Annotated in this window: 19 protein-coding genes and 1 riboswitch; of the genes, 8 read left to right on the forward strand and 11 right to left on the reverse strand. The window is 55.8% G+C overall.

The genetic code is table 11. The features are described from left to right. Positions 1 to 14 precede the first annotated feature (14 nt). From cysT to DYE26_RS19685, 4 genes are all read right to left on the reverse strand, one after another. Positions 15 to 845 (reverse strand): sulfate ABC transporter permease subunit CysT, encoded by an 831-nt coding sequence (cysT, locus tag DYE26_RS19670; RefSeq protein WP_036626481.1) that lies wholly within the window; start codon positions 843 to 845, stop codon positions 15 to 17. 99 nt (positions 846 to 944) lie between these two features. Then, positions 945 to 2,021 (reverse strand): sulfate ABC transporter substrate-binding protein, encoded by a 1,077-nt coding sequence (locus DYE26_RS19675; RefSeq protein WP_036626482.1) that lies wholly within the window; start codon positions 2,019 to 2,021, stop codon positions 945 to 947. Positions 2,022 to 3,305: 1,284 nt separating this feature from the next. Beyond that, positions 3,306 to 4,376 (reverse strand): lactonase family protein, encoded by a 1,071-nt coding sequence (locus DYE26_RS19680; protein ID WP_036626483.1) that lies wholly within the window; start codon positions 4,374 to 4,376, stop codon positions 3,306 to 3,308. A gap of 88 nt (positions 4,377 to 4,464) precedes the next feature. Next, positions 4,465 to 4,944 (reverse strand): Rrf2 family transcriptional regulator, encoded by a 480-nt coding sequence (locus DYE26_RS19685; protein ID WP_051985735.1) that lies wholly within the window; start codon positions 4,942 to 4,944, stop codon positions 4,465 to 4,467. Between the two features lie 319 nt (positions 4,945 to 5,263). Between DYE26_RS19685 and DYE26_RS19690 the strand changes: the two genes are divergently transcribed. Next, on the forward strand, positions 5,264 to 5,767 hold the full coding sequence (locus DYE26_RS19690) for a CcdC family protein (RefSeq protein ID WP_036626484.1): 504 nt from the start codon (positions 5,264 to 5,266) through the stop codon (positions 5,765 to 5,767). Here DYE26_RS19690 and DYE26_RS33920 read toward each other — a convergent pair. Together DYE26_RS33920 and DYE26_RS19700 are read right to left on the reverse strand one after the other, a co-directional pair. Further along, a complete protein-coding gene (locus tag DYE26_RS33920) occupies positions 5,764 to 7,221 on the reverse strand; it encodes a GGDEF domain-containing protein (RefSeq protein WP_036626485.1) in 1,458 nt (485 codons plus the stop codon). The genes DYE26_RS19690 and DYE26_RS33920 overlap by 4 nt on opposite strands. Before the next feature lie 182 nt (positions 7,222 to 7,403). Further along, the gene (locus DYE26_RS19700) at positions 7,404 to 7,616 is read right to left on the reverse strand and encodes a cold-shock protein (RefSeq protein WP_036626486.1); all 213 of its coding nucleotides are present in this window, start codon (positions 7,614 to 7,616) and stop codon (positions 7,404 to 7,406) included. A 330-nt stretch (positions 7,617 to 7,946) separates the two neighbouring features. Continuing rightward, a riboswitch (TPP riboswitch) is annotated at positions 7,947 to 8,057 on the forward strand. 152 nt (positions 8,058 to 8,209) lie between these two features. On the opposite strand from DYE26_RS19700, the gene DYE26_RS19705 reads away from it, so the two are divergent. From DYE26_RS19705 to DYE26_RS19720, 4 genes are read left to right on the forward strand one after another with little or no spacing between them, the layout of a single operon-like run. Continuing rightward, complete coding sequence (locus tag DYE26_RS19705; RefSeq protein ID WP_115311250.1) at positions 8,210 to 9,259, forward strand: ABC transporter substrate-binding protein; 1,050 nt, start codon at positions 8,210 to 8,212, stop codon at positions 9,257 to 9,259. A 36-nt stretch (positions 9,260 to 9,295) separates the two neighbouring features. Then, positions 9,296 to 9,589, forward strand: coding sequence for an MTH1187 family thiamine-binding protein (locus tag DYE26_RS19710; RefSeq protein ID WP_036626488.1), 294 nt, complete (start codon positions 9,296 to 9,298; stop codon positions 9,587 to 9,589). Continuing rightward, positions 9,586 to 10,359, forward strand: coding sequence for an ABC transporter permease (locus tag DYE26_RS19715; protein ID WP_036626489.1), 774 nt, complete (start codon positions 9,586 to 9,588; stop codon positions 10,357 to 10,359). Before DYE26_RS19710 ends, DYE26_RS19715 begins: the two co-directional genes overlap by 4 nt. 57 nt (positions 10,360 to 10,416) lie before the next feature. After that, positions 10,417 to 11,220 (forward strand): ABC transporter ATP-binding protein, encoded by an 804-nt coding sequence (locus tag DYE26_RS19720; RefSeq protein ID WP_036626491.1) that lies wholly within the window; start codon positions 10,417 to 10,419, stop codon positions 11,218 to 11,220. Here the strand turns inward: DYE26_RS19720 and DYE26_RS19725 are convergent. Next, positions 11,217 to 11,840 (reverse strand): HD-GYP domain-containing protein, encoded by a 624-nt coding sequence (locus tag DYE26_RS19725; protein ID WP_227872867.1) that lies wholly within the window; start codon positions 11,838 to 11,840, stop codon positions 11,217 to 11,219. The genes DYE26_RS19720 and DYE26_RS19725 overlap by 4 nt on opposite strands. Positions 11,841 to 12,142: 302 nt before the next feature. Beyond that, on the reverse strand, positions 12,143 to 13,117 hold the full coding sequence (locus DYE26_RS19730) for a tyrosine-type recombinase/integrase (RefSeq protein ID WP_036626492.1): 975 nt from the start codon (positions 13,115 to 13,117) through the stop codon (positions 12,143 to 12,145). A gap of 215 nt (positions 13,118 to 13,332) precedes the next feature. Between DYE26_RS19730 and DYE26_RS19735 the strand changes: the two genes are divergently transcribed. Together DYE26_RS19735 and DYE26_RS19740 are read left to right on the forward strand one after the other, a co-directional pair. Further along, a complete protein-coding gene (locus tag DYE26_RS19735) occupies positions 13,333 to 14,157 on the forward strand; it encodes a TatD family hydrolase (RefSeq protein ID WP_051985736.1) in 825 nt (274 codons plus the stop codon). 358 nt (positions 14,158 to 14,515) lie between these two features. Continuing rightward, positions 14,516 to 15,634, forward strand: a complete 1,119-nt coding sequence (locus tag DYE26_RS19740) for an IS110 family RNA-guided transposase (RefSeq protein ID WP_036623922.1) — start codon at positions 14,516 to 14,518, stop codon at positions 15,632 to 15,634. Positions 15,635 to 16,258: 624 nt separating this feature from the next. Here DYE26_RS19740 and nfsA read toward each other — a convergent pair. Further along, positions 16,259 to 17,011: an oxygen-insensitive NADPH nitroreductase gene (gene nfsA / locus DYE26_RS19745; protein ID WP_036626494.1), complete on the reverse strand. Its 753-nt coding sequence runs from the start codon at positions 17,009 to 17,011 to the stop codon at positions 16,259 to 16,261. A 186-nt stretch (positions 17,012 to 17,197) separates the two neighbouring features. Next, positions 17,198 to 17,818 (reverse strand): LysE/ArgO family amino acid transporter, encoded by a 621-nt coding sequence (locus tag DYE26_RS19750; RefSeq protein ID WP_036626496.1) that lies wholly within the window; start codon positions 17,816 to 17,818, stop codon positions 17,198 to 17,200. 177 nt (positions 17,819 to 17,995) lie between these two features. Here DYE26_RS19750 and DYE26_RS19755 point away from each other — a divergent pair, with 177 nt between their 5' ends. Beyond that, positions 17,996 to 19,447 carry an aminotransferase-like domain-containing protein gene (locus tag DYE26_RS19755; RefSeq protein ID WP_036626497.1) on the forward strand — a complete coding sequence of 484 codons (1,452 nt, stop codon included), beginning with the start codon at positions 17,996 to 17,998 and terminating at the stop codon, positions 19,445 to 19,447. Positions 19,448 to 19,881: 434 nt separating this feature from the next. Here the strand turns inward: DYE26_RS19755 and DYE26_RS19765 are convergent, their stop codons facing one another. Next, positions 19,882 to 21,639 (reverse strand): DUF5605 domain-containing protein, encoded by a 1,758-nt coding sequence (locus DYE26_RS19765; protein ID WP_036626499.1) that lies wholly within the window; start codon positions 21,637 to 21,639, stop codon positions 19,882 to 19,884. Between the last annotated feature and the right edge of the window lie 154 nt (positions 21,640 to 21,793).

The raw sequence follows: 21,793 nt of genomic DNA on the forward strand, positions 1-21,793 counted from the left end.
TCCTGTTTGACCCGTTATCTCGCGGTTTTGCGCACCCAGCGCTGCAGCGAGTTAATCAGCAGCAGCAGCACGAACGAGATGAGCAGCAGGATCAGCGCCACCGCCGTCGCACCGGCGTAGTCAAACTGTTCCAGCTTCGACATGATCAGCAGCGGGGCGATTTCCGTCTTCATCGGCATGTTGCCGGAAATGAACACGACGGAGCCGTACTCCCCGATGCCGCGGGAAAATGCCAGCGCAAACCCGGTGAGCAGCGGCGGCAGCAGCTCGGGCAGCACGACTTTGCGGAACGTGCGGAACCGGCTGGCGCCCAGCGTGGCCGCGGCCTCCTCCACTTCGGCGTCGAGGTCCTGAAGCACCGGCTGCACCGTCCGGACGACGAAAGGGATGCCGATAAACATCAGCGCCAGCGTAATCCCTATCGGCGTAAACGCAATGCGGATGCCCAGCGGCTCAAGCAAGGAGCCGATCCAGCCGTTCGACGAGTAAATCGCCGTCAGCGATACTCCCGCCACCGCGGTGGGCAGCGCAAAGGGAAGATCGATCATGGAGTCGAACAATCTTTTTCCGGGGAAATCGTATCTGACCAGCACCCAAGCCAGCAGCAGCCCCAGCACGGCATCGATCAGGCCGGCGGCCGCCGCGGTCAGGAAGCTGACCCGATAAGAGGCCAAGACCCGCGGATCCGTGGCGACATCCCAAAACTTTTCCCAGGTAAGTCCCGTAGAATTCAGCAGCAAGGCGGAGAGCGGGATCAGCACGATCAAGCTCAGATAAAGCACGCTGTATCCCATGGTCAGCCCAAATCCGGGCAGTACTCCGCGCTTTGTGGCGCTACTGTGCATGTTTACTTCATCCTTTCTCCTGTTTCAGGCCCGGGATGCGGCTCGGCGGTTTATTCGGCCCGCCTCTCCCGGGACCTATCCTCCGCTTGGTACGGTCGGTTACTTAGGTACGTAAATCTGGCTGAAAATGCCTCCATCGTTAAAATGCTTCTGCTGCGCCTGCGCCCAGCCGCCAAACTCTTCGTCAATCGTAAACAGCTTGATATCGGGGAACTGGTCGGCAAACTTGGCTTTCACGCTTTCCAGCGTCGGCCGGTAATAATTTTCCGCCGCGATCGTCTGTCCTTCCTCCGAGTACAGGTATTTCAGGTAAGCTTCGGCGACTTCCCGGGTTCCGTTCTTGTCGGCGTTTTTGTCCACGATCGCCACGGGAGGTTCGGCCAGGATGCTTTCCGAAGGGTAGACGATATCGAATTTGTCCGGGCCGAGCTCTTTTACGGAGAGCCAGGCTTCGTTTTCCCAAGCGAGCAGCACATCGCCGAGTCCGCGTTCGACGAAGGTCGTCGTCGCCCCGCGGGCGCCGCTGTCCAGAACGGGAACGTGCTGGTACAGCTCCTTAACGAATTCCTGCGCTTTGGCCTCATCGTTATTATTATGGTGCAGGGCGTATCCCCATGCCGCCAGGTAGTTCCAGCGGGCGCCGCCCGAGGTTTGCGGGTTCGGCGCAATAACCTCCACCCCGTCTTTGATCAGATCGTCCCAGTCCTTGATCCCTTTCGGATTTCCCTTGCGCACCAAAAACACAATCGTCGAGGTATAAGGAGAACTGTTATGCTCAAATTTCTGCTGCCAGCCCTCGTTAATCAGTCCGCTTTGCTGAATGGCGTCGATATCGTAACCCAACGCCAGCGTAACCACATCCGCCCCCAGGCCGTCGATCACCGCCCGGCTCTGCTTGCCCGAGCCGCCGTGCGACTGCTTGATCGTAACTTTTTGACCCTTCTCTTTCTCCCAATAAGCGGCAAAGGCTGTGTTGTATTTTTCGTAAAGCTCCCGGGTCGGGTCATAGGATACGTTCAGCAGTTCCACTTCCTTAAGCTTCTCCCCGCCGCCTGCAGAACCGGCTTGCGCACTGGCCTCCTCGCCCCGCTTATTATCCGCCGAGCAGGCCGTCATCACCGTCAGCATCGCCAGCACCAAACCCACTAGAACCCCTTGTTTCCACAGTTTGATCATCGTATCACTCCCCTTGCTCTCCTGATATTTTCTTGAAACGCCGGCAAGCTTTATGCCTCCGGCACAGCCCTAAAAGGAGGACGGAGAAACGCCCCAATCCCTACGGTCAAACCGAGCCGCTACCCGTGTCTGCCAAGGCAAGTAGAGCGTTCCTCCGTCCGTACGGTTAGAACATTTTAAATTATTCCTACCTGTTTAGTATGCTATGGTGATATTTTATTATCGGGAGCCTAAAATTGTCAAACATTTTATTCAAAAAAACCAAATTATTTATAATCTCCCCTTATATTGCGAAAAGCGAATGTACGAGCCGCAAAAATGGGGGGGGGGGTTATTCGTTGAAATGTACGAGTTTGGCGTGGGCGGACCGTCAGGTTTGCGGATGTGCGGCGTACTGCAGAATAGCTCGGATAAGTGTGGTCAGTTGTGATTGGGGTCAAATTGGGGCAAGTAGGGCAACGTCAGGAGGTTAGGTTGGGTTAGCTGGGTTAGCCGGGTTAGGTCAAGTTAGGTCGGGTTAGATGAAATCAGGCTAGGTCGGATCAAGTTATATCGGGTTAGATCAGGTTATATCGGGTTATATCGGGTTATATCGGGTTAGATCAGGTTATATCAGGTTAGATCAGGTTAGATCAGGTTAGATCAGGTTAGATCAGGTCAGGCTAGGCCAAGTTAACGGCAAAAAATGTCGCTATATCTCGCTTTGTACATTCATCCGGAAAAATAGAGGATTTTTTTGCCGCTATTGTTTGTCCGACACGTATATTTGTTTGATTTCAGCCGATCTGCGCACAAATAGAGACATTTTTTCCCCCTATCTCAACAATCCAGCGTAAACCGAAGGAAATAACGACATAAATTGCCGCTATTCTCAGACAAGGGGCATTACTATTGCATCAAACTTGACAAGACGCGTTTCTCTTTTGCATTCTAACGGTCGCCACAGCGGCTATTTACTCCTGCAACGCCATTTTCAAACTCTAACGGTTGCCATGACGCTTATTTCGCTTAAACCCGGCTATTTGGGGTCAAATCAGGGCAAATAGCAGCGTTCACAACCGTTAGAATTTAGAATGGGTCTTTTTTCGCAAAATAGCGGTTGGTACAACCGTTAGATTTCCGGCGGGAGCGGATCCCTGCCTAATTACCTCCGTTAAATGCAACGCCAGTGAAAGGAGGCCGAAAGGGGCGTAAACGGGTGTACTAACATGGCGACGGGGCGCGCGAAAAGGCCTCCGAACGCAGTACGCGCCACGCTTCTGTCGGCATCCCCAGTCCCTGCTTCTACAACGCTCCCGGGTTCAGCGGCTCGATGCAAGCAACCTTGGCGATGGCCAGCTCCCGGCCCGCGGGCGACAGCTGGCCCGTTTCCGCATCCCGCCGGAATGCCGCGATATTGCCGCTGTATTGGTTCGCTACCAGCACATAGCCGTCCAGCACGGCGAAGTTCCGCGGCCAGTTCCCGCCGGTGCCGGTCCATTCCGGGTCGTTAAGCTTGCCGCTGCCCGGATCGATGCGGAAGCGGACGAGGCTGTTGTGCCCCCGGTTGGAGCCGTACAGGAAACGGCCGTCCGGAGACAGGTGAACGTCGGCCGGATAGTTTTCGCCCCGGAAATCCCCGGGCAAAGTGCCGACATGCTCCAAGGGCTCCAGGCGCCCTTGCCCCGGATCGTATGCGTATACGGTCAGCGTGTTGTTTAATTCGTTTATCCCATAGGCGTACCGCTCGGAAGGATGAATGGCAAAATGGCGCGGTCCGGAGCCGTCCGGGAGCCGCAACTCCCCGTGTTTAGCAAGCTTTCCGTCCTCCAGCCGGTATATAGCGATCCGGTCGATTCCCAAATCGGAGACGTAAATGTACTTCCCGTCCCGGCTGGGAACGGCGCTGTGGGCATGTGGCCCCTCCTGCCGTTCCGGATGAACGCCGCCGCCTTCGTGCTGAACGTTCGATCGTATCCCCGCCAGCGCTCCGTCCTCGCCCAGAGCAAAGCTATTCACATTGCCGCTGGAATAATTGGAGGCGAGCAGGCAGGCCCTGCGAGCCTTCGCCAATGCGAGATGGCAGGGATCCGCCCCGAGCGTCGGAAGCTCGTTCAGCTTGGTCAAGCCGCCATCCGCCGGGTCGATCGCAAAACTGACCGTTTTCCCTTCACTCTGTTCGCTGACCGCATAAAGCCGCCATGCCTCCATATCCGCGACCAGGAAAGACGGGTTCGCAATCCCGTCCGTTTGCCCGAGAATACGCATTGCGCCGCTGCGCAAGTCCAGTTCGCATAAATGAATCCCCGGGTCGCCCATCTCCGCGTAAGCGCCCGCAAAAAACAACCTGAAATCCGTTCGCTTAAAAATACTCACCCCATCATTCCCCCTTTGGCTTCCCGCGCTTCCAACAGACCCTCCAGACCCTTCGTATCCTTCAGACCCTGCATATCCTGCATACTCTTCATATTCTCATATTTACCCGTTTCTCATATTTCCCCGTGCAGCGCTCTCTTCCGGCCTGGCTGCCGGTTTCGTCCACCATCCGTTTGACCTCCGACAAGGAAAGCTCATCGAAATACGACTCCAGTCGCTGCTCTCCGCCGCTGAAAATCCGGTCCATGACCGTATGCATGTTGGACGATATTTGGCAGGAGGACTTATCGCTGCCGGAGCACCAGCCCGGGTGCAGCGAACCGCGGGCAAACAGGCGGTACAAATCGCCCAAGGTGACCCGCGCAAGTTCCGTGTTGAGCTGGTATCCCCCGCCGGCCCCCTCCTTCGTGGTCACCAATCCGTGCTTTCGCAGCGAACTAAGCACTTTGCGCACGCGGGCCGGATGGGTCGCGACGCTGCAGGCGATTTGCTCGCTGTTGGCCATTTGCTCTCCTTGATTGTCCAGAAACAACAGACAATGGACCGCAACCGTAAATTCGCTATTCATTTTCCTTCCCCCTTACCTTGCAGGTTTGAAACATGAGCGGCCGATTATGTTATAATGTTCTCGCGAAATACTATTAGAGGTTGTTCAAAAAGTCGTCTTTTGATCACGAAGCAGGTCAGGAAGTGGTCTCGACATCGAATCTTGGATTCAGCCGGGCCTTCCGTTGCTCACGTACCCAAAACGTACGCTCCGCTACTCAGTCCCTAGCTTCATCCAACCTTCTCGGTGCTGAAAACCCGACTTTTTGAACACGCACTATTAACAAGTATTTAGTTTTGTCAAACAATAACTTCCTTATATAGAAAGGGATCGATCTCCCATGCATGCGATTAATCCGTCTTACATGCAAATCGCCTTTACCTTCGGCGCCATGGCCATGGCGATTGCCGTGCTGTTTATCCGCCTTAAGGCAAGCCGCAGGCCCGTGACGATCAAGAAAATCATCATCCCCCCGCTCGGCATGACGACCGGGTTCATGATGTTCATCGTTCCCGAGACGCATATTCCCGTCACTTGGGGAATCATCGCCTTTGCTCTCGGCTGGCTGCTGTTCTCTTATCCGCTCATCCGGACCACGAAATTCGAGAAGGTGAACGGGCAGGTTTATGCCCAGCGCTCGCGCAGCTTTATTTTTATTCTGATCGGCCTGCTCGCTGTCCGCATGCTGCTGCACGAAGCGGTGGAGCAATATATCTCCGTGATTCAGACCGGCGCCGTCTTCTTTCTGCTGGCCTACGGAATGATTGTCCGCTGGCGGCTGTTTATGCTGAAGCAATACCGCGCCATGACGGCAAGCCTCGACAACCCTTCCGATTCCGCTTAAAGCTCCGCGGGCTGCGATTCCGTCCAGCCTTCGACCACAGACCGGTTGCGGCCGGCCTCCTTGGCCTTGTACAAGGAGCGGTCGGCGCTGCCGATCAATTCCTGCCCGTCGACCGGATCAAACGGCTGAATGCAGCAGCCCCCGATACTGATCGTGACTGAGCCGGAAACCGCGGAAACTTCGTGGGGGATGGCCAACCCGGACACCGCCCTGCGAAGCCTCTCCGCTATACTCCGGGCTTCCCCGGCGCCGCAATCCGGCAAGATCACGACAAATTCCTCCCCGCCGTAACGCGCCGCAAATCCGCCCATCGCTTGCACCCTCTTGTGGATCGCTTGGGCGATGGAACGCAGCACCTCGTCTCCGCCCTGATGTCCATAGTGGTCATTGTAGGCTTTAAAACAGTCCACATCGATAATCAGCAGCGACAAGGACGTCGATCTATCCCCCGGCGATACCATTTCCCGCGACAAAATCTCATCAAACCGGCGGCGGTTCGGAATTCCGGTCAACCCGTCCAATTGGGTCAGCCGGGTTAATTTCTCGTTGGCCTTCTCCAGTTCGATGCCGGACGCAATCAATTGCCGATGCTGTTCCGAAAGCCGGATAAAAAGCCGGTTTACTTCGTTAACCACCGAGCAGATTACGACCGTTGCCGCTACGACCGAGTTGATTTTGGCCATGTACCAGCCGAGCGAAAAGCGGGTGCCGGCCAGCAAGGTCAGCGTCACGTCCATCAGAAGCCCAATGATCGCCACCGTCAGCCATAAGTGCAGGACCGTGTGGCCTTTGTTTCGCAAGGCCATCACGAGCAGTGCCGCCAAGTTCAGCAGCCATACGGCAGGGCCGAGTCCGGTCGAATTTAACTGCCGGTAATCGCTGTATCGAATAATTTCGGGCAAGGCCCGCTCCCCAAAGATCGACAAATCAATGAGCCCAAGCGCAAGCAGCAGAGTAAACGAAATCCCTGCCACGCCCCAATTGAAAATATGCTCCTTTTTCCCGATCGGCTTCGGCCATATCGATTGCGTGAGCACGTACAATAATATACCCAAAGAAAAACCGCTATGCCAAAACACCCACAACCATCCCGCGGCCTGGCTGCGCTCGCCAAAATACCAGGCATCGGAAAACAGGCCCGGAAACGTAATGATATGTGCGGCGGTAATGATTCCGGTAAACAGATAGGTACAGGACAAGACCAGCAGCGACGGAATCCCGGACGCCCGGTATTGGCTGTAGGCGATAAAGGCGGTAAGCAGATCCCCGAAGATCAGCCAGGCGATGGCGGCGGCAAAAAAAAGCTCCAGCCCGGGCGAATTTCTCAAACCGAGCGGAATCGCCGCCATCGACACGGCCACGATCAAAATGGCCAGAAAAACCGCGAATTTTCTTTGCTTGCTTCCGGAGGGAATGTCGAAAACCTGCGATGCCACCTTGTAATTTCCATGCATAGGCGGGCAAATTCCCCCCTTCTGGTTGTTTTTCGTGTAGTACCTCCAACATAGTGGATTTTAAATGGAGATGCAATCTTTTTCTCCCGGCTGCCGCAAAACGGCAAACAGCCGCATTCGCTTTGGGGCGAACACGGCTGTTTGGGGGCAAGCAACGGTATTTATACAAAAATCGGATTAGCCTAGGAAGACGTTCTGGGATCGAAGGTGGGATTTTTCAGTTGAGGCAGCATCCTCATCCCCTTCTCCATTTCCGAAGAGCATAAAGGACATACCGGCGTGTAGTCGAACGTAAAATTGTCCCGCATCCAGCCGTTGCAATCCTCGCTGGTGCATGACCAGACCGGGGTGTTCTCCTCGGGAATTTCCTCCAACGGTTTTTTACGGTAGCTCATCATTTTCCTCCTCAAAATGGATGTTGGTCAACCAATTCGGCAAGCAGCCAAACGCCGCTTGTATGAGCTGAATAAAAACGGCTCCTGGCGCTATTGGGGCACACCAAGAGCGTTGAGCCTATCAAAAAAAATCACACATTGAAAAAAGTTCCATCCGCAAAAGCGGCACCCTTTCAATACGTGAAATATCACGTTTTCAAACCATCTATTGGTTCAATTATAACGGTTTTCCAAATAGAAAGCAAATCTCCTGATATTTCAAACCTCCTCCCTTTGCCGGGCTGGACAGACGCGCCGGAGAAAATTATAATGACTATTGAACTCTGCAGTTGAATCGTTCAGGGGTGCTGGAATCGGCCGGCTGAGATTGTATCCCTCCAAGATACTGACCCTTAAACCTGATCTGGATAATGCCAGCGTAGGGAGCCGTCATGGATGGAATGATTTTGGATGTTTTAAATTCCGCCCGCCGATCAGCGTCCCGAATCCGGGACGCTTTTTTATTGTCCGGACCTTATGGCCATAAAGCTTTCGGGCGCCTTCAGGTTATAGATGAACACAACTAGCGGAAATTTAACGAAATGAAGGAGAGAATGGCTGTGAAAAGAAAAAAACGGACTTCCCTGGCGGCGGCCCTATCCTGCCTCCTGCTGGTCCTGGCCGGCTGCGGCGGCCAAGCCGCCGGCGGCAGCGAAGGCAATCCGGCCGCGGGTGCCGCCGCGGACAATGGAGGGGCCAAGGCGCCGCGCGACGTTAAGCTCGTGCTCGACTGGAGCCCCAACACGAACCATACCGGTTTATACGTCGCCAAAGAGCTGGGATATTTCAAGGAGGAAGGCCTGAACGTGGATATCGTGCTCCCCGGCTCCGGCGGCGCGGAAGCGATGGTCGCTTCCGGCGAGGCGCCGTTTGGCGTCAGCGTGCAGGAGAACGTCACGCAGAGCCGGACGCAAGGCGTTCCGCTCGTATCGATCGCGGCCGTCATTCAGCACAACACCTCCGGCTTCGCCGCTCCGGCCGGCAAAAACATCAAATCGCCGAAGGATTTTGAAGGCAAAACGTACGGCGGTTGGGGATCTCCGGTAGAAGAGGCCGTCATGAAGTCGATCATGGACCTGGAAGGCGCCGACGTCGGCAAAGTCAAATTCCTCAACATCGGGGATGCCGACTACTTCACCGCCGTGAAGCGCGACATCGACTTCGCCTGGATTTTCTACGCCTGGACCGGCATTGAAGCGGAGCTCCGGGGCGAGCCGCTCGATATGCTGTACGTCAAGGACTACTCCGATAAGCTCGACTATTACACGCCGGTTATCGTGACGAACGAGAAAACGATCGCAAACGATCCGGAGCTGGTCAAATCGTTTATGCGCGCCGTGTCCAAAGGATACAATTACGCCGCCGATCATCCGGACGAAGCCGCGCAAATTTTGCTGAAGGCGGTGCCTGAACTGGACCATGACCTGGTCGTCGCCAGCCAGAAGTGGCTTAGCCCGAAATACCGCGATGACGCGGCCCGCTGGGGCGAGCAGAAAAAGGAAGTATGGCAGAACTACTCCGACTGGATGCACGAGCGCGGGCTGCTGGAGAAGCCGCTTGATGTCGGCGCCGCGTTTACAAACGATTTTTTGCCTGCCGAGTAAAAAGAAAAATAAACCCAAGAAAGGATGCTGAATTTTATGCCAAATGCACTGCTTAGCATTCAGATCATTCCGAAAACGCCAAACGGCGAAGACGTCATTCCGTATGTCGACCGCGCAATCGAGGTCATTCAGGCCTCCGGGGTCAAATATCAGGTGAATCCGCTGGAGACCACGATGGAGGGCGATTTGGACGAGCTGCTGGCCATCGTCAAAAAGATGAACGAAGCCGTTATCGAGTTTGGCAGCACCGGAATCATTTCGCAGATTAAAATCTCCTACAACCCGCAGGGCGTCAGCATGGATAAGCTGACCGCGAAATACCGCCCATGAATTTCCGCAGCCTGTGGAACAGCGTATGGCCGCCGCTTGCGGCGGTCATCCTGTTTTTGCTTGTTTGGCAAGGGGCTACGATCTTCTTCAATATTGATAAATGGGTTTTGCCCAGCCCGCTCGACATCGGCCGCGAAGCGGCTGCCGAGGCGGCCGGTTTAAGGGAGCATACCTTCGCTACGCTGCGCCTGATGCTGGCCGGATTCGCCATCGGCACGCTGGTCGGCCTGCTGGTCGCTTTTGCGCTGCATTATGTGCCGTTTCTGAAAGCATCGCTTTACCCGCTGATCATCTTGAGCCAAAACGTGCCCAGCATCGCGCTGGCTCCGCTGCTTATGATCTGGTTCGGCTTCGGCATGCTGCCCAAAATCATCGTCATTACGCTCGTCTGCTTTTTCCCCGTGGCCGTTGCCGCCATGGACGGACTGGACCGCACGGACCGGGTGATGCTGAACTACATGCGGATGATCGGGGCGTCCAAAGGCCAGATTTTTCGCAAACTGGAAGTCCCCCATGCCCTTCCCGCCATCCTCTCCGGCGTAAAAATCGCCGCGACCTATAGTGTGATGGGGGCCGTTATCGCCGAATGGATCGGCGCGGACAAAGGGATCGGCTACTATATGCTGCTGCAAAAATCGTCGTTTCGCACGGATAAAATTTTCGTTGCCATCGCCATCATCGTCGCCATCAGCCTGGCCATGTTCGTCTGCGTCGCCCTGCTGGAAAAATGGCTGGTCCGTTACAAGCCGGCGAACGGGAAAGATCGTTAAAGCTGCCGTAAAAAAACAACCATCGTCCGTGCGGCGGAAGAAAGGGGAGGTGCCCGCATGAATGCTCATATCGGAGAACAAACGGCTGCCCCGTTAGCGCTTGAGGTGCGCCATATCCACAAAACGTTTCGTGAACGTCGCAAGGAAGTTCCCGTCCTGCGGGATATTTCGCTGGAGGTGCGCGCCGGCGAATTCGTCTCTATCATCGGCCCGTCCGGCTGCGGCAAAAGCACCTTGTTCCACATTGTCGGCGGTTTGACCGCCCCCGGTCAAGGAGAGGTCTATTTGCAGGGCGCCAAGGTGACCGGACAGCGCGGCCACATCAGCTATGTGCCGCAGCAGCCGGCGCTGTTCCCGTGGCGCAGCATCGAGGACAACGTCGTGCTGGCGCGGGAGATCGCCGGAATGAAGCGCGCGGGCTCGCGGAGCGAAGTGCGGGAATGGCTGGAGAAAGCGGGGCTGGGCGGCTTTGAAAAAGCGTATCCCCATACGCTGTCCGGCGGCATGCAGCAGCGTGCTTCCTTCCTGCGGGGCTTGCTCGCTCCCCAGGAGGTGATGTGCCTGGACGAGCCGTTTAGCGCGCTGGACGCCTTGACGCGCAGCGACATGCAGCGCTGGCTGCTGGAAATGTGGGAGGAAAACAAACGCTCCGTCCTGCTGATCACACACAGCATAGACGAAGCGCTGATGTTGTCGGATACGATTTATCTGTTTTCGGGCCGTCCGGCCGGGGTGCTGCATACCGTCAAAGTCCCCTTTCCGCGCCCGCGCCGCGAGGATGTGGCCGAAGACCCGCTGTTCCTCGAGCTGAAGCGCGACATCGCCCAGCGCATGGCCGCGGAACAGCAGCGCCAAAATTAAAGCATCGAATAAATGTTCAGCATGTCGTCGGACAGCTTCATCAATGCGTGAACGATGTCGGGGTCGAATTGCGTCCCGCTGTGCCGCAGCAGCTCCAGCTTGGCCTCGCTCATCGTCAGCCTTTTCAGGCGGTAATGCCTGTCCGATGTCATGGAATCGAACGCGTCGACCACGGAACAGACCCGCGCGTTAAAAGGAATCTCCTCTTCTTTTAAGCCGTCGGGATACCCGCCTCCGTCCCAACGCTCATGATGCCATCGAACGACAGCGACAATATCCGGCCCAAAGGCCGGATTCACCTCCACCAACTCGGCGCCAACCACCGGATGAAGCTTGATGATATTCCACTGCCGCTGCGTCAAAGGCCCGCAATGCTCGATAATGTCGCGCGGTATCATCGTTTTTCCGATGTCGTGCATGAAGCAGCCCCGTATTAAACTGTCCTTCTCCGCCCCGCCGATGCCCAGCGGCTCCGCAATCTTCTCCGCAAGCATGGCTACCCGTACGCAGTGATGATAGGTTTCTGGATGTTTTCGCATGAGCATGTCAAACCACTTCACCGTATCGGGGTTATTATCCGTATACAAGTCATCCACGAATTCATTCGGACCAATCAACAAGTTTTGCCCCCTAAACCCTGTGTCGTCACTTGCCCGTCATATTCCTAGGTGGTTTTTCTAACATCAACGCTACAGGTCAATAAGAAAAAATCACGATTTTCCGTCAACTTTCACCGCGCATCACCTCATAATTTCAGAGCCAACGGTCAAAAAACGGTAAATGTCGTACAATAACAATTATGCGACATCAATCAGGAAGAAACTGGTCGAAATGTGGCAAGGATTGTAATTCATTTATGTTACATTATAGGACAAAAGAGCGAAATTTGCATTAAAATTAGTCCGAAAATAGAGAAAAAGAACTATTGTTTTTGTTCTATAAACTCCATCAGGCAGTCCTGAACGAAGTCAGGCGCCGCTTTTTTCATCTGCTCCACGGTGTGAAGATAGCGCTGTGTCGTGTTTATATGCGCATGTCCGAGCGTTTCTTGCACTTGCTGCAGCGACGCGCCCTGAAGCAGCGCCAGCGTTGCATTCGTATGACGCAGCCAGTGCGGTGTCGGTTCTTTACTGATGTTGCTCCGCTGAGCTGCCCGTTTAATGATGCGTTCGATTTGCCTTGGCGTAATCGGAAAAAGCCGCAACTCCGCTTCTGGTTCGTCACAATTCGACAAATTTTGAGCGTGTTGCTGATACAATCTCCATAACTGCGGGGGAATTTTGACCTCTCTGCTTTTTCCCCTTTTGGCGTGGGAAATCGTTAACCAGATCGAGGTCTCCATCGGATCGGTATGAAAGTCTCCCCACTTGATCCCGGTGAGTTCCGAAACGCGCAGGCCAAGCAGCACAAGGGACAGGCCGATGAGGTAATTCCGTAGGCTCTCTTTTCGCAAACTGTTCAGCAGCCTGCCTACTTCGTTCCGCGTCAAATAATGCTTCCGGCTCGTTACCACCGTCGTCGGGATGCGGATGTTTAGAGTCGGATTATGATCAAAAATTCCTATGCCCCGGTCGCTTCCCCATTTATAAAAAGACTTCAAAGGCGCTATGAATGCGGCGACGCTTGCGGGGGCCAACGGTTTTCCGGACTCGCGGTAAATGCCGTGCGTCAAATAAATTTTGTAAGCTTCGATTTCCCTCCAGGTCACATCCTTAAACGGCATGCCCGATAAAAAACGCCTGAATTGTTCCAACGCACGATAGTAATTCCTACGTGTATTCGGCGCGTTTGAGCAAGCGGTCAAAAACATTTGGATGATCTGCTCGTCGTGATAGTCTTGATTTGAAAAATGGAACGGATATTGTTCAGTAACTGCCGTCAAAAAATTCTGTTGCATTATCTTGTGTACCTCCTGTTGGCGATGTATAGTGTCGCATAATTGTTATTGTACGACATGAATAATCTTGTCATAAGAAAATATGTGAGATCACGGTAAAATCCGGTCGGCAAGGTAGTTTTCATGGATTGCAAAGCGGTGCTCCGCGCTGACACATGCCTACATAAAGAGGTATAATTAGGGGCATATACCACCGCTTGAAAGAAGGAGATAAAATGTCCTCCAAACTGCCGGGTTTACCGCTGGAAGCGCAGTGGCCGAAAATTGATGCTCACGTTCATATAGATTTGTATGACGAGGCAGACCGGGAGAAGCTGCTGCAGGAGATGCCTGAAGACAAGGTGGAGGCCGTGATCGCCGTATCGATGAACCTGGCTTCCTCCCGGCTCAATTTGTCTTTCGCCGAGCGATATCCCGGCCTCGTTTATCCGGCGTTCGGTTATCATCCCGAACAGCCCGTGCCGACCGAAGACGAAGCCGACCGGCTCTTGAACTGGATGGAGGAGCATGCCCGCGAAATGATCGCCGTCGGCGAAATCGGGCTCCCCTACTATCTGCGCAAGGAAGCTTTAGAAGAAGGCAGGCCTTTCGATCTTGAACCTTATCTTGAGCTGCTGGAGAGGCTGATGCTTGCGGCAAAACGCTGGAATAAACCCGTTGTGCTGCACGCCGTTTACGAAGACGCCGAGCTCGTCTGCGACATGCTGGAACGCCATGGGCTGACTCGGGCCCACTTCCATTGGTTTAAAGGGGCGGAGCATACGGTCCGCCGCATGGCGGATCGCGGCTACTACATCTCGTTTACGCCGGATATTCTGTATGAGCGGGACATTCAGGAATTGGCCGGCGTCTATCCGGCAGACCTGGTCATGGCCGAAACCGATGGCCCTTGGCCTTTTGAAGGGCCTTTCTCCGGCCGGCTCACCCGGCCGGCGATGGTGGGGCACGTCGCCGCCGCCTGGGCCGGCATTCACGGGATTGCCCCGGAGGAAGCCGCCGCAGGACTTTACCGGAATACCCGCCGTTTTTACGGGATATGACTATGACGTTTCCGCGGCGGCGTTCTTCCGGCGCCGTTTAGCGTTGGCCCAGGGGCCATGGACGGGCGGGCTCCCGCCTCGCTGCAGTTAGGCGCACTTTTGTCTCGCAACGGACCGGAAAGCCGCTATTCGCAAAATCCCACTAGCGTCGCACCCCATCTGATTTGACGTTTTCCAGCTGCACTAATATTCTAACGGTTGCCACAAGCGCTATTTGCTCCAACATCGCCGTTTTCAAATTCTAGCTATGATGAACGTAAACAAAAGACAGCCCTCCATATTGCTACATCTCGTAGGTTAAAATGGATAGTGAAAACCAAACCATTTCAGAGCTACATAGCAAAGGAGAGCTGATACTATGCAGTCTACCACAAAATTCGTCGGTTTAGATGTATCCAAAGAAAAAATTTCGGTTGCTATTGCAGATGCAAGCGGTGAAACTCCTCGCTATTACGGGAGCATTCCTCACACCCCGGCGGCGCTGCGCAAGCTGATCAAAGAACTGGGACCGGCCGAAACGCTATCGTTTTGTTATGAGGCAGGTCCGACAGGTTACGAAACCTATCGCTGGATCACCTCCATGGGAGCCCATTGCGTTGTCATTGCTCCGTCGCTTATTCCCAAACGCCCTGGCGATCACGTGAAGACGGATCGACGGGACGCCGAGCAGCTTGCCCGTCTGTTTCGTGCAGGAGAATTGACTCCTGTCTACGTCCCGGAGCGGGAAGACGAGGCTTTGCGGGAGTTGGTTCGCGCCCGGGAGGCCGCCAAAGAGGACGCGCATCGGGCACGCCAGCGGATATTGAAGTTCCTGCTCCGCCATCAAATCGAACCGCCGGCTACGATAAAGCGTCGTTGGACCCGGAAGTACCGTTCCTGGCTGGAGCAACTGACATTCCCTTATGAGCCCATGCAAGTAGCCTTCGACGAGATGCTCCATACCTTAAATGAGATCGAGCAGCGGATGGGGCGTTTGGAAAAAGCCTTGGTTCAGCAAGCCACGGTCGGCTCCAAGGCAACTCTGATTCGGGTGCTTCAGTCCCTGCGTGGGATTGGACTACTGACGGCCGTCACTCTAGCTGCTGAGATCGGTTCATTTACTCGCTTCCGCTCCCCGGCCCAACTCATGGCGTATTTAGGGTTGGTTCCTCGTGAGAGTTCAACCGGCCTGAGTACTCGGCGCGGAAGTATGACCAAAGCCGGTAACGGGCGCTTGCGCCGATCCTTGGTGGAATCCGCCTGGAGCTACCGTCATCGGCCTGCGGTGAAAGGAGATCTCGCCAAGCGTTTGGATGGCATGCCGGCCGATATACAACTGTTGTCGTGGAAAGCGCAAGAAAGATTGCATTACAAATACCGTCATCTCATTTTTGGAAAGAACAAACACAAAAATGTGGCCGTAGGCGCGGTGGCCAGGGAGCTAACCGGGTTCATATGGGCTGTTGCTCGAACGGTGGAACAACCGGTGGCTAACTAACGCCCCTTCCGTCCCCTTTGGGGAGACGCAGGGAGCGTTGCCCCCTGCACCCCCACACTCGCCGTGAGGCGTTCCTCATTTCCAATGAGGAATAGGAAAAGTGTTGATTTGAACCTAACCGCTTGTCAAGAAAAGCGCTTGACAAGCTCACGCCTGAGCACGAGGCCCGGGAGCAAACGAAGGTTCCGGGAGAGAATTTGCGTCAACCGTTTGCACTAGGTGAGTAACTGAACGTGCGCTTCTAGCTTGCAAGAGCTCTCCTTGACGAAGGCATAACATGTGGTACCAACCCACGGATAGCAGCGTGCCGACCGTCGCTCGCATTTTTGCTCTCGCGCCACGTGCTCAGGCACCTCTCACACGGAGGGCTTGACAAAAACGTTCATAGCAACGGTTGCCATAGCGCTTATTTAGCTAAAACCCGGCTATTTGGGCTCAGATTTGAGCAAATAACAGCGCTCACAACCGTTAAAATTTAGAAAGGGTCTTCTTTGGCAAAATAGCGACTAATACAACCGTTAGATTCCCGTGCGCATTTTCGCCACACCACAGCAATGCCTTCGGCAAATCGCTAGTAAAACACGAAAAAACCTGCAAACACTCTGCAGGTTTTTTCATGGAAAACTATTTTAATTCAAATCCCCGCTCCTGTAAAAACTCACGCATGTGGAGACGTGACGGTTGCGCGAGTTTTTCCGCTATCAGCACGGACCAAGGCGTATCTTTGGCCCCGCCTGTCCGCTCGCGCAAATACTTGGACATGGTTTCGTCATAGGCGGCAACGAGCTCTTCTTCCCGGGCGGCGTCATACCCGTTCCAATGCAATACGGCTTCCTGAGGAAGCCGCGGGCGCCTTCCCGGCTCCTGGTCCGGAACCCCAAGGCACATCCCGAATAAGGGGGAAACCAAATCCGGCAATCCGAGCAACTCGGCCACTTCGGCGCTCCGGTTGCGGATTCCGCCGATATACACGATGCCCAGACCGAGCGATTCCGCGGCTACGGCGGCATTTTGCGCCGCCAGCGCGGCGTCTACCGTGGCGACGATGAAGTTTTCCACCGAACCTTCATACGTTTCCTGTGAGGGAAGATGGCGGTCCGCCGCGTTTTTCAATCGCGACAAATCCCCGCACCAGACCAAAAATACGGGACACTGCTCCACGTAAGCCTGGTTGCCGCACAATGCGGCAAGCGTTTTTTTTCGCTCCGGGTCGTTCACCGCGATGACGCTGTATGCTTGCACGTTGCTCGAACTGGAGGCCATTTGCGCCGCGGCGACGATCGTTTCGACCTGCTCCCGGCTCACCGGCTGCCCGCTGAACTTCCGGATCGAACGGTGGGCCATAAGCAGCGATATCGTCTCGTTCGACTTATTCATGCTTTTTCACTCCCCATCCTGTTTTAATAAACTGAACCGCCTGCATCTATTTTCCAGTCCCATTATGAAACTTTCATGACCGATAAGCAAGCCGGAGGAGCCTCGTCCCGGGACGCATGTCGAAAGACAAGCCGTGCCAAAAGATTGAACTAGCGGCAGCATCTAATTAAGACCATCGAGCGGTATTTACAGAAACATCGAGACCGTGCTATACAGCAAATACACCGCCATTCCCCACACAATCAGCGCGGAGATCCGGTTAATGACCGCTTGAATCCGCCCGCCGCGATCGAGGCCCCCGAGCATCCTCCCCGCCATAGCCAGGCCGAAAAACCAGATCCAGGACACCAGAATCGTCGCCAGCGTAAACGACCATTTGGCGCTTCCTGCGTATCCGAGCGAACTCGTTCCGATCACACCGACCGTATCGAGGATCGCATGCGGATTCAGCAGCGATACCGACATGGCGAACATCGCCTGCTTTCGGGCAGGCAAGCCGGAACCTTTGTCATCAGTCTGACGCGGCGCGGTCCGCCAGATCGACCAGCCCATGTAGACCATAAAACAGGCGCCTGCCGCAAACAGCGCCGTTTTCAGCCAAACGGCCGACAGAACGATCACCGACACGCCCAGCACTGCCAGCAGAATCAGCGCCGTATCGCATAAGGCCGCCGTCAAAACAGCCGGAAAAGCCCGGACCAGCTTGCGCCCCGAAGCTCCTTGGTTAAACACGAACACATTTTGGGCGCCCAGCGGCAAAATCAGTCCCAACGCCAGCACCAGGCCGTGCAAAGCAGCTCCCACCATAAGGCGCACCCCCTTCCTATCTTCTCAGACTTGACCGACGAAACTTATTGTACCTTGTAACCCGCCATATGGCTCCATCCATTTGGTTGGTTATACAACCAACCAAAGAGTATAATGGAGAGTAAGAAACAACGAGGAGGACAAGCGATTCTAATCGGATAGGAGGACCAAAACGCGATGGAGCAACCTTTATGGCAGCCGGACCGCCATTCGCCCGTTCCGCTGCACCGGCAGATCATGGAGCATTTCCGCGATAAAATCGCCGGCGGGGAATGGCCGGTAGGCACCCGCATCCCTTCCCAGCGCGAGCTCGCCAAAAGCCTCGGCGTCAACCGCAGCACCGTGGTCGCCGCATTGGACGAACTGGCGGCCGCGGGGATGATTCAGGGCGGCAAAGGCGGCGGAACCCGCGTCATCAACCAAACCTGGGGCGTGCTGGCCGCGGCCCCTCCCCCGGATTGGAACAGCTACGTAAGCGCCGGGACGCAGCGCCCGAATCTTCCCGCCGTGCAGGAGATCAACCGGGCCGAGTTCCAGCCCGGCATCATCCGGCTCGGGACGGGGGAGCTGTCGCCCGAACTGCTGCCGCAAGCGGAGATGAGCGAGCTGCTGCGGCGCATGGCGGACCGTATGCCCGGCCTGGGCTACGGGGAGCCCGCCGGGGATCTGCGGCTGCGCGAAGTCATCGCCGCCAGGCTGAAAAAGCTCGGAATCGCCGCCTCCCCCTCATCGCTGCTCATCGTATCCGGCGCGCTGCAGGCGCTCCAGCTCATTTCGGTAGGGCTGCTGCCGCGGGGGGCCACCGTTTTGCTGGAGCGGCCGTCCTACCTGTATTCGGTTCCCGTTTTCCAATCGGCCGGCATGAAGCTCCGGGGCATCCCGATGGACGCGGAGGGGCTGCGGACCGATCTGGTCGCCGCCTATGCCAAACAGTATAATGGAGCCCTGCTGTACACAATCCCGACGTTCCACAACCCGACCGGCACGGTCATGAGCGAAAAACGGCGCCGGCTGCTGCTGGAAAGCTGCGAGGCCGCCCGGCTGCCGATCGTCGAGGACGACGTGTACCGGGACCTGTGGCTGGATGCGCCGCCCCCGCTTCCGCTCAAGGCGCGGGACCAAAGCGGCGGCGTATTGTACGTCGGCAGCCTGTCCAAAACGCTGAGCCCCGGGCTGCGCATCGGCTGGGTCGCCGGCCCCCCGCCCGTCGTCGAGCGGCTCGCCGACATCAAGATGCAGAGCGATTACGGCTCCAGCGCCCTGTCGCAGCAGGCCGCCGCGGAATGGCTGCAAAGCGGGATGTACGACGCCAGGCTGGAGCGGCTCCGCTCCGCGCTGCGGACCAGAAGGGATCAAGCCTTGTCCGCGCTGGAGAAACACTTCGGCGGCCTGGCCACCTGGGAAGCACCGCGCGGCGGCTTCTACATTTGGCTGAAGCTGAATGCTTCCCTGGCGCCGCGTAGGCTGTTCGACGCCGCGCTGCAAGCGGGCCTCCTGATCAACCCCGGGCATCTTTACGACCGGGAAGCCAACGACCGGCTGCGCTTTTCTTACGCCTACGCTGCGCCGGGCCAGCTTGAGGAGGGCATCTCACGTTTAGCGAGGATCGTCAGATCGCTGTTGCGCTGATGAGCAGGACGCGGCTTGAATTCAGCAAGGAATAGAATGGAATGGACAAAACCAGGCTGCCGAGAAACCTCGGCGAAAAAGATAAGAACAAAAAATGCCCCTATTTCGGCGATATCACCCATTTTGAGTACAATAGAGGAATTTTATGTCGCTATTTCTCGAATCGCAAGGAAATACCTGCGGTCTGGACCATTCGCAGGTATATAAGGACAAAAATTTCCGTTAATGGCGATGAACATTTCTGGCTCCAGAAAATAAGAACATAAAGTTCCGCTATTTTGAAGGCCGACAGTTGGTAGTCATCGTCGTTCCAGCGGCCGGCAGCGGATCATCAAATGCCTGTATTCCCGCAGAAATTTCAACACTTACCAAGGCCGGCGGCAAAGCAAACAGGCCCTTGCCTGAATGGGAAGAGCCTGCCGCCCTAATCGGTCCTACTCCGTCCGGGTCAGCCGAACGGCCATATACGGTCTGCCGGGCAGGTCCACGCGGAACGTGCCTTCAAACGAACCGGGAACTTCGGTAATCGTCATATTCCACGTATCGATAATGTCCACTTTATACCGGACGCCCGGCCGCAATTGGAATATTCTGAACTTCGGCCGATTGAAGCCGAAATAATACATATAGTACTCATCGCGGATTCCCGCGCAAGGCAGGTCCCAATCGGACTTCACCGGCTCCCAGCGCTGCCCCGGCGCCTCCTCCACCAGCCGGCGCAAAAAGCCGATGCGCGCCGGGCTGTCGCCGACCAGCTTCCCGCCTTTGGACCACCATAATATCTCTTCATCGTTCAGGTACGTTTCACCATGGCCGACATATCCGCCGCGGATCATCCCTTCCCAGCAGCGGCGCACCATTTCCTCGCCGGTGATATTGCCCCAGCCCTGGTCGATATCGCCTTCGTAGGCGCATTCGTCGATGACGACGGCCTTGCCCCAGCGCTCCCGCCATTCCAGGGTCGCTTCCGACGTTTTGTACACATCGATACGCTGCAGGCTGGAATGGGTCACCCAAGGCTTGCTGTGGTCATAGAAGGTTAGGCAGTTGTGATTGGACAGCAAATGTCCGTAGGGATCGTTCTCCTGGATAATTTGGGCGTAACGTTCCCAATCCTCCGCGCTTTTCGCCCACATCAGGTCGTATTCGTTGGCCAGCGACCACCAGACGTTCCGGTACGCCGCCAGGCGGGCCACAATGTAGCGCAGATAAAGATCGTCCGCCTCCCGGTCCATTTCCGAAAATCCCCAGCGGTCGTACGGATGGAACAGAATTAGATCGGCCTCGATCCCCAGCCGCCCCAAATCGGCGATCCGCTGCTCCAGATGCTCGAAAAAGGCCGGGTTGAACACGCTGAAATTCCAGCCCTTCTCCAAAGAACCTTCATACGCATACAGCTGGGGTTCATTGCGGTTGTATAAATATGACTTGGGGAACACGCACATGCGCATTTTGTTGAAAGGCGATCCGGCCAGCGATTTCAGCGTCTCCTGTTCCAGCTCTTCTCCCTGGTGCGTCCAAGCATAACAGGTCGTGCCGAACGGCAAATACGCCGTACCGTCTTCATAAGCAAAATGGAACGTATCCTGCACGCGCACCGGACCGTGATTGCCGGCGGCAGGGGGGTCGCAAACAAACGTCCCTTCCAGCCCGTCCAGCGCCTTGACCGTGCTCTCGGTCCGGTACGTCCACACCCCTTCCCGGTCGGGCATCAGGCGGATTTTATAGCTTCCGTCCCCGTTGTAAAACCCCGGAACCCGCACAAAGCGGCTCCCACCGTCATAACTGAACACTGCGGCCAACTCCACATCGGTATAGGGGTTGCCCTGCGACGGCCCTTTAAGCTCCAGCTCAAACACGTCCCACTTGGCCGCGCGCTCCGGCGAGCTGACCACGCCGCCCCCTTCGACCCGCACGTCCGCAAGCCGGTCCTTCCCGCTCCCCGACTCGCGACTCGGCGCGGCGGCATCGCCGGAAGGCACCCCAGCCAGTTCCCGCAGCAGCGCATCCCGTTCCCCGGCCGAAAACCCGAGCTCCATCCGCCGCTCCAGAAACTGCCCCAGCGTCATCATTTTATAAGTAAACGCGATATGCTCCTCTTCGGCAAGAAACGGAAAATACTTGAACAAGACCGATTTGGCGGGCTTGTCGGACCATATCCGTCCCATGCTGGTTTGCTCCATAATCTTCATATGCAACCTCCTAAAAGTTTTGTGAGCGTTACTTCTTTGAATAAGCTTCGAGCAAAACTTGCTGCGGAAACATAGGCTCTGGTTTTACGGGTCTCGGCGGGCAACTCAGTTTGACCATCCCATCCCGTCCCATTCCGATCCGTTTCGATCCGTT

This window comes from Paenibacillus macerans (assembly GCF_900454495.1).
Taxonomy (GTDB): Bacteria; Bacillota; Bacilli; order Paenibacillales; family Paenibacillaceae; genus Fontibacillus; species Fontibacillus macerans.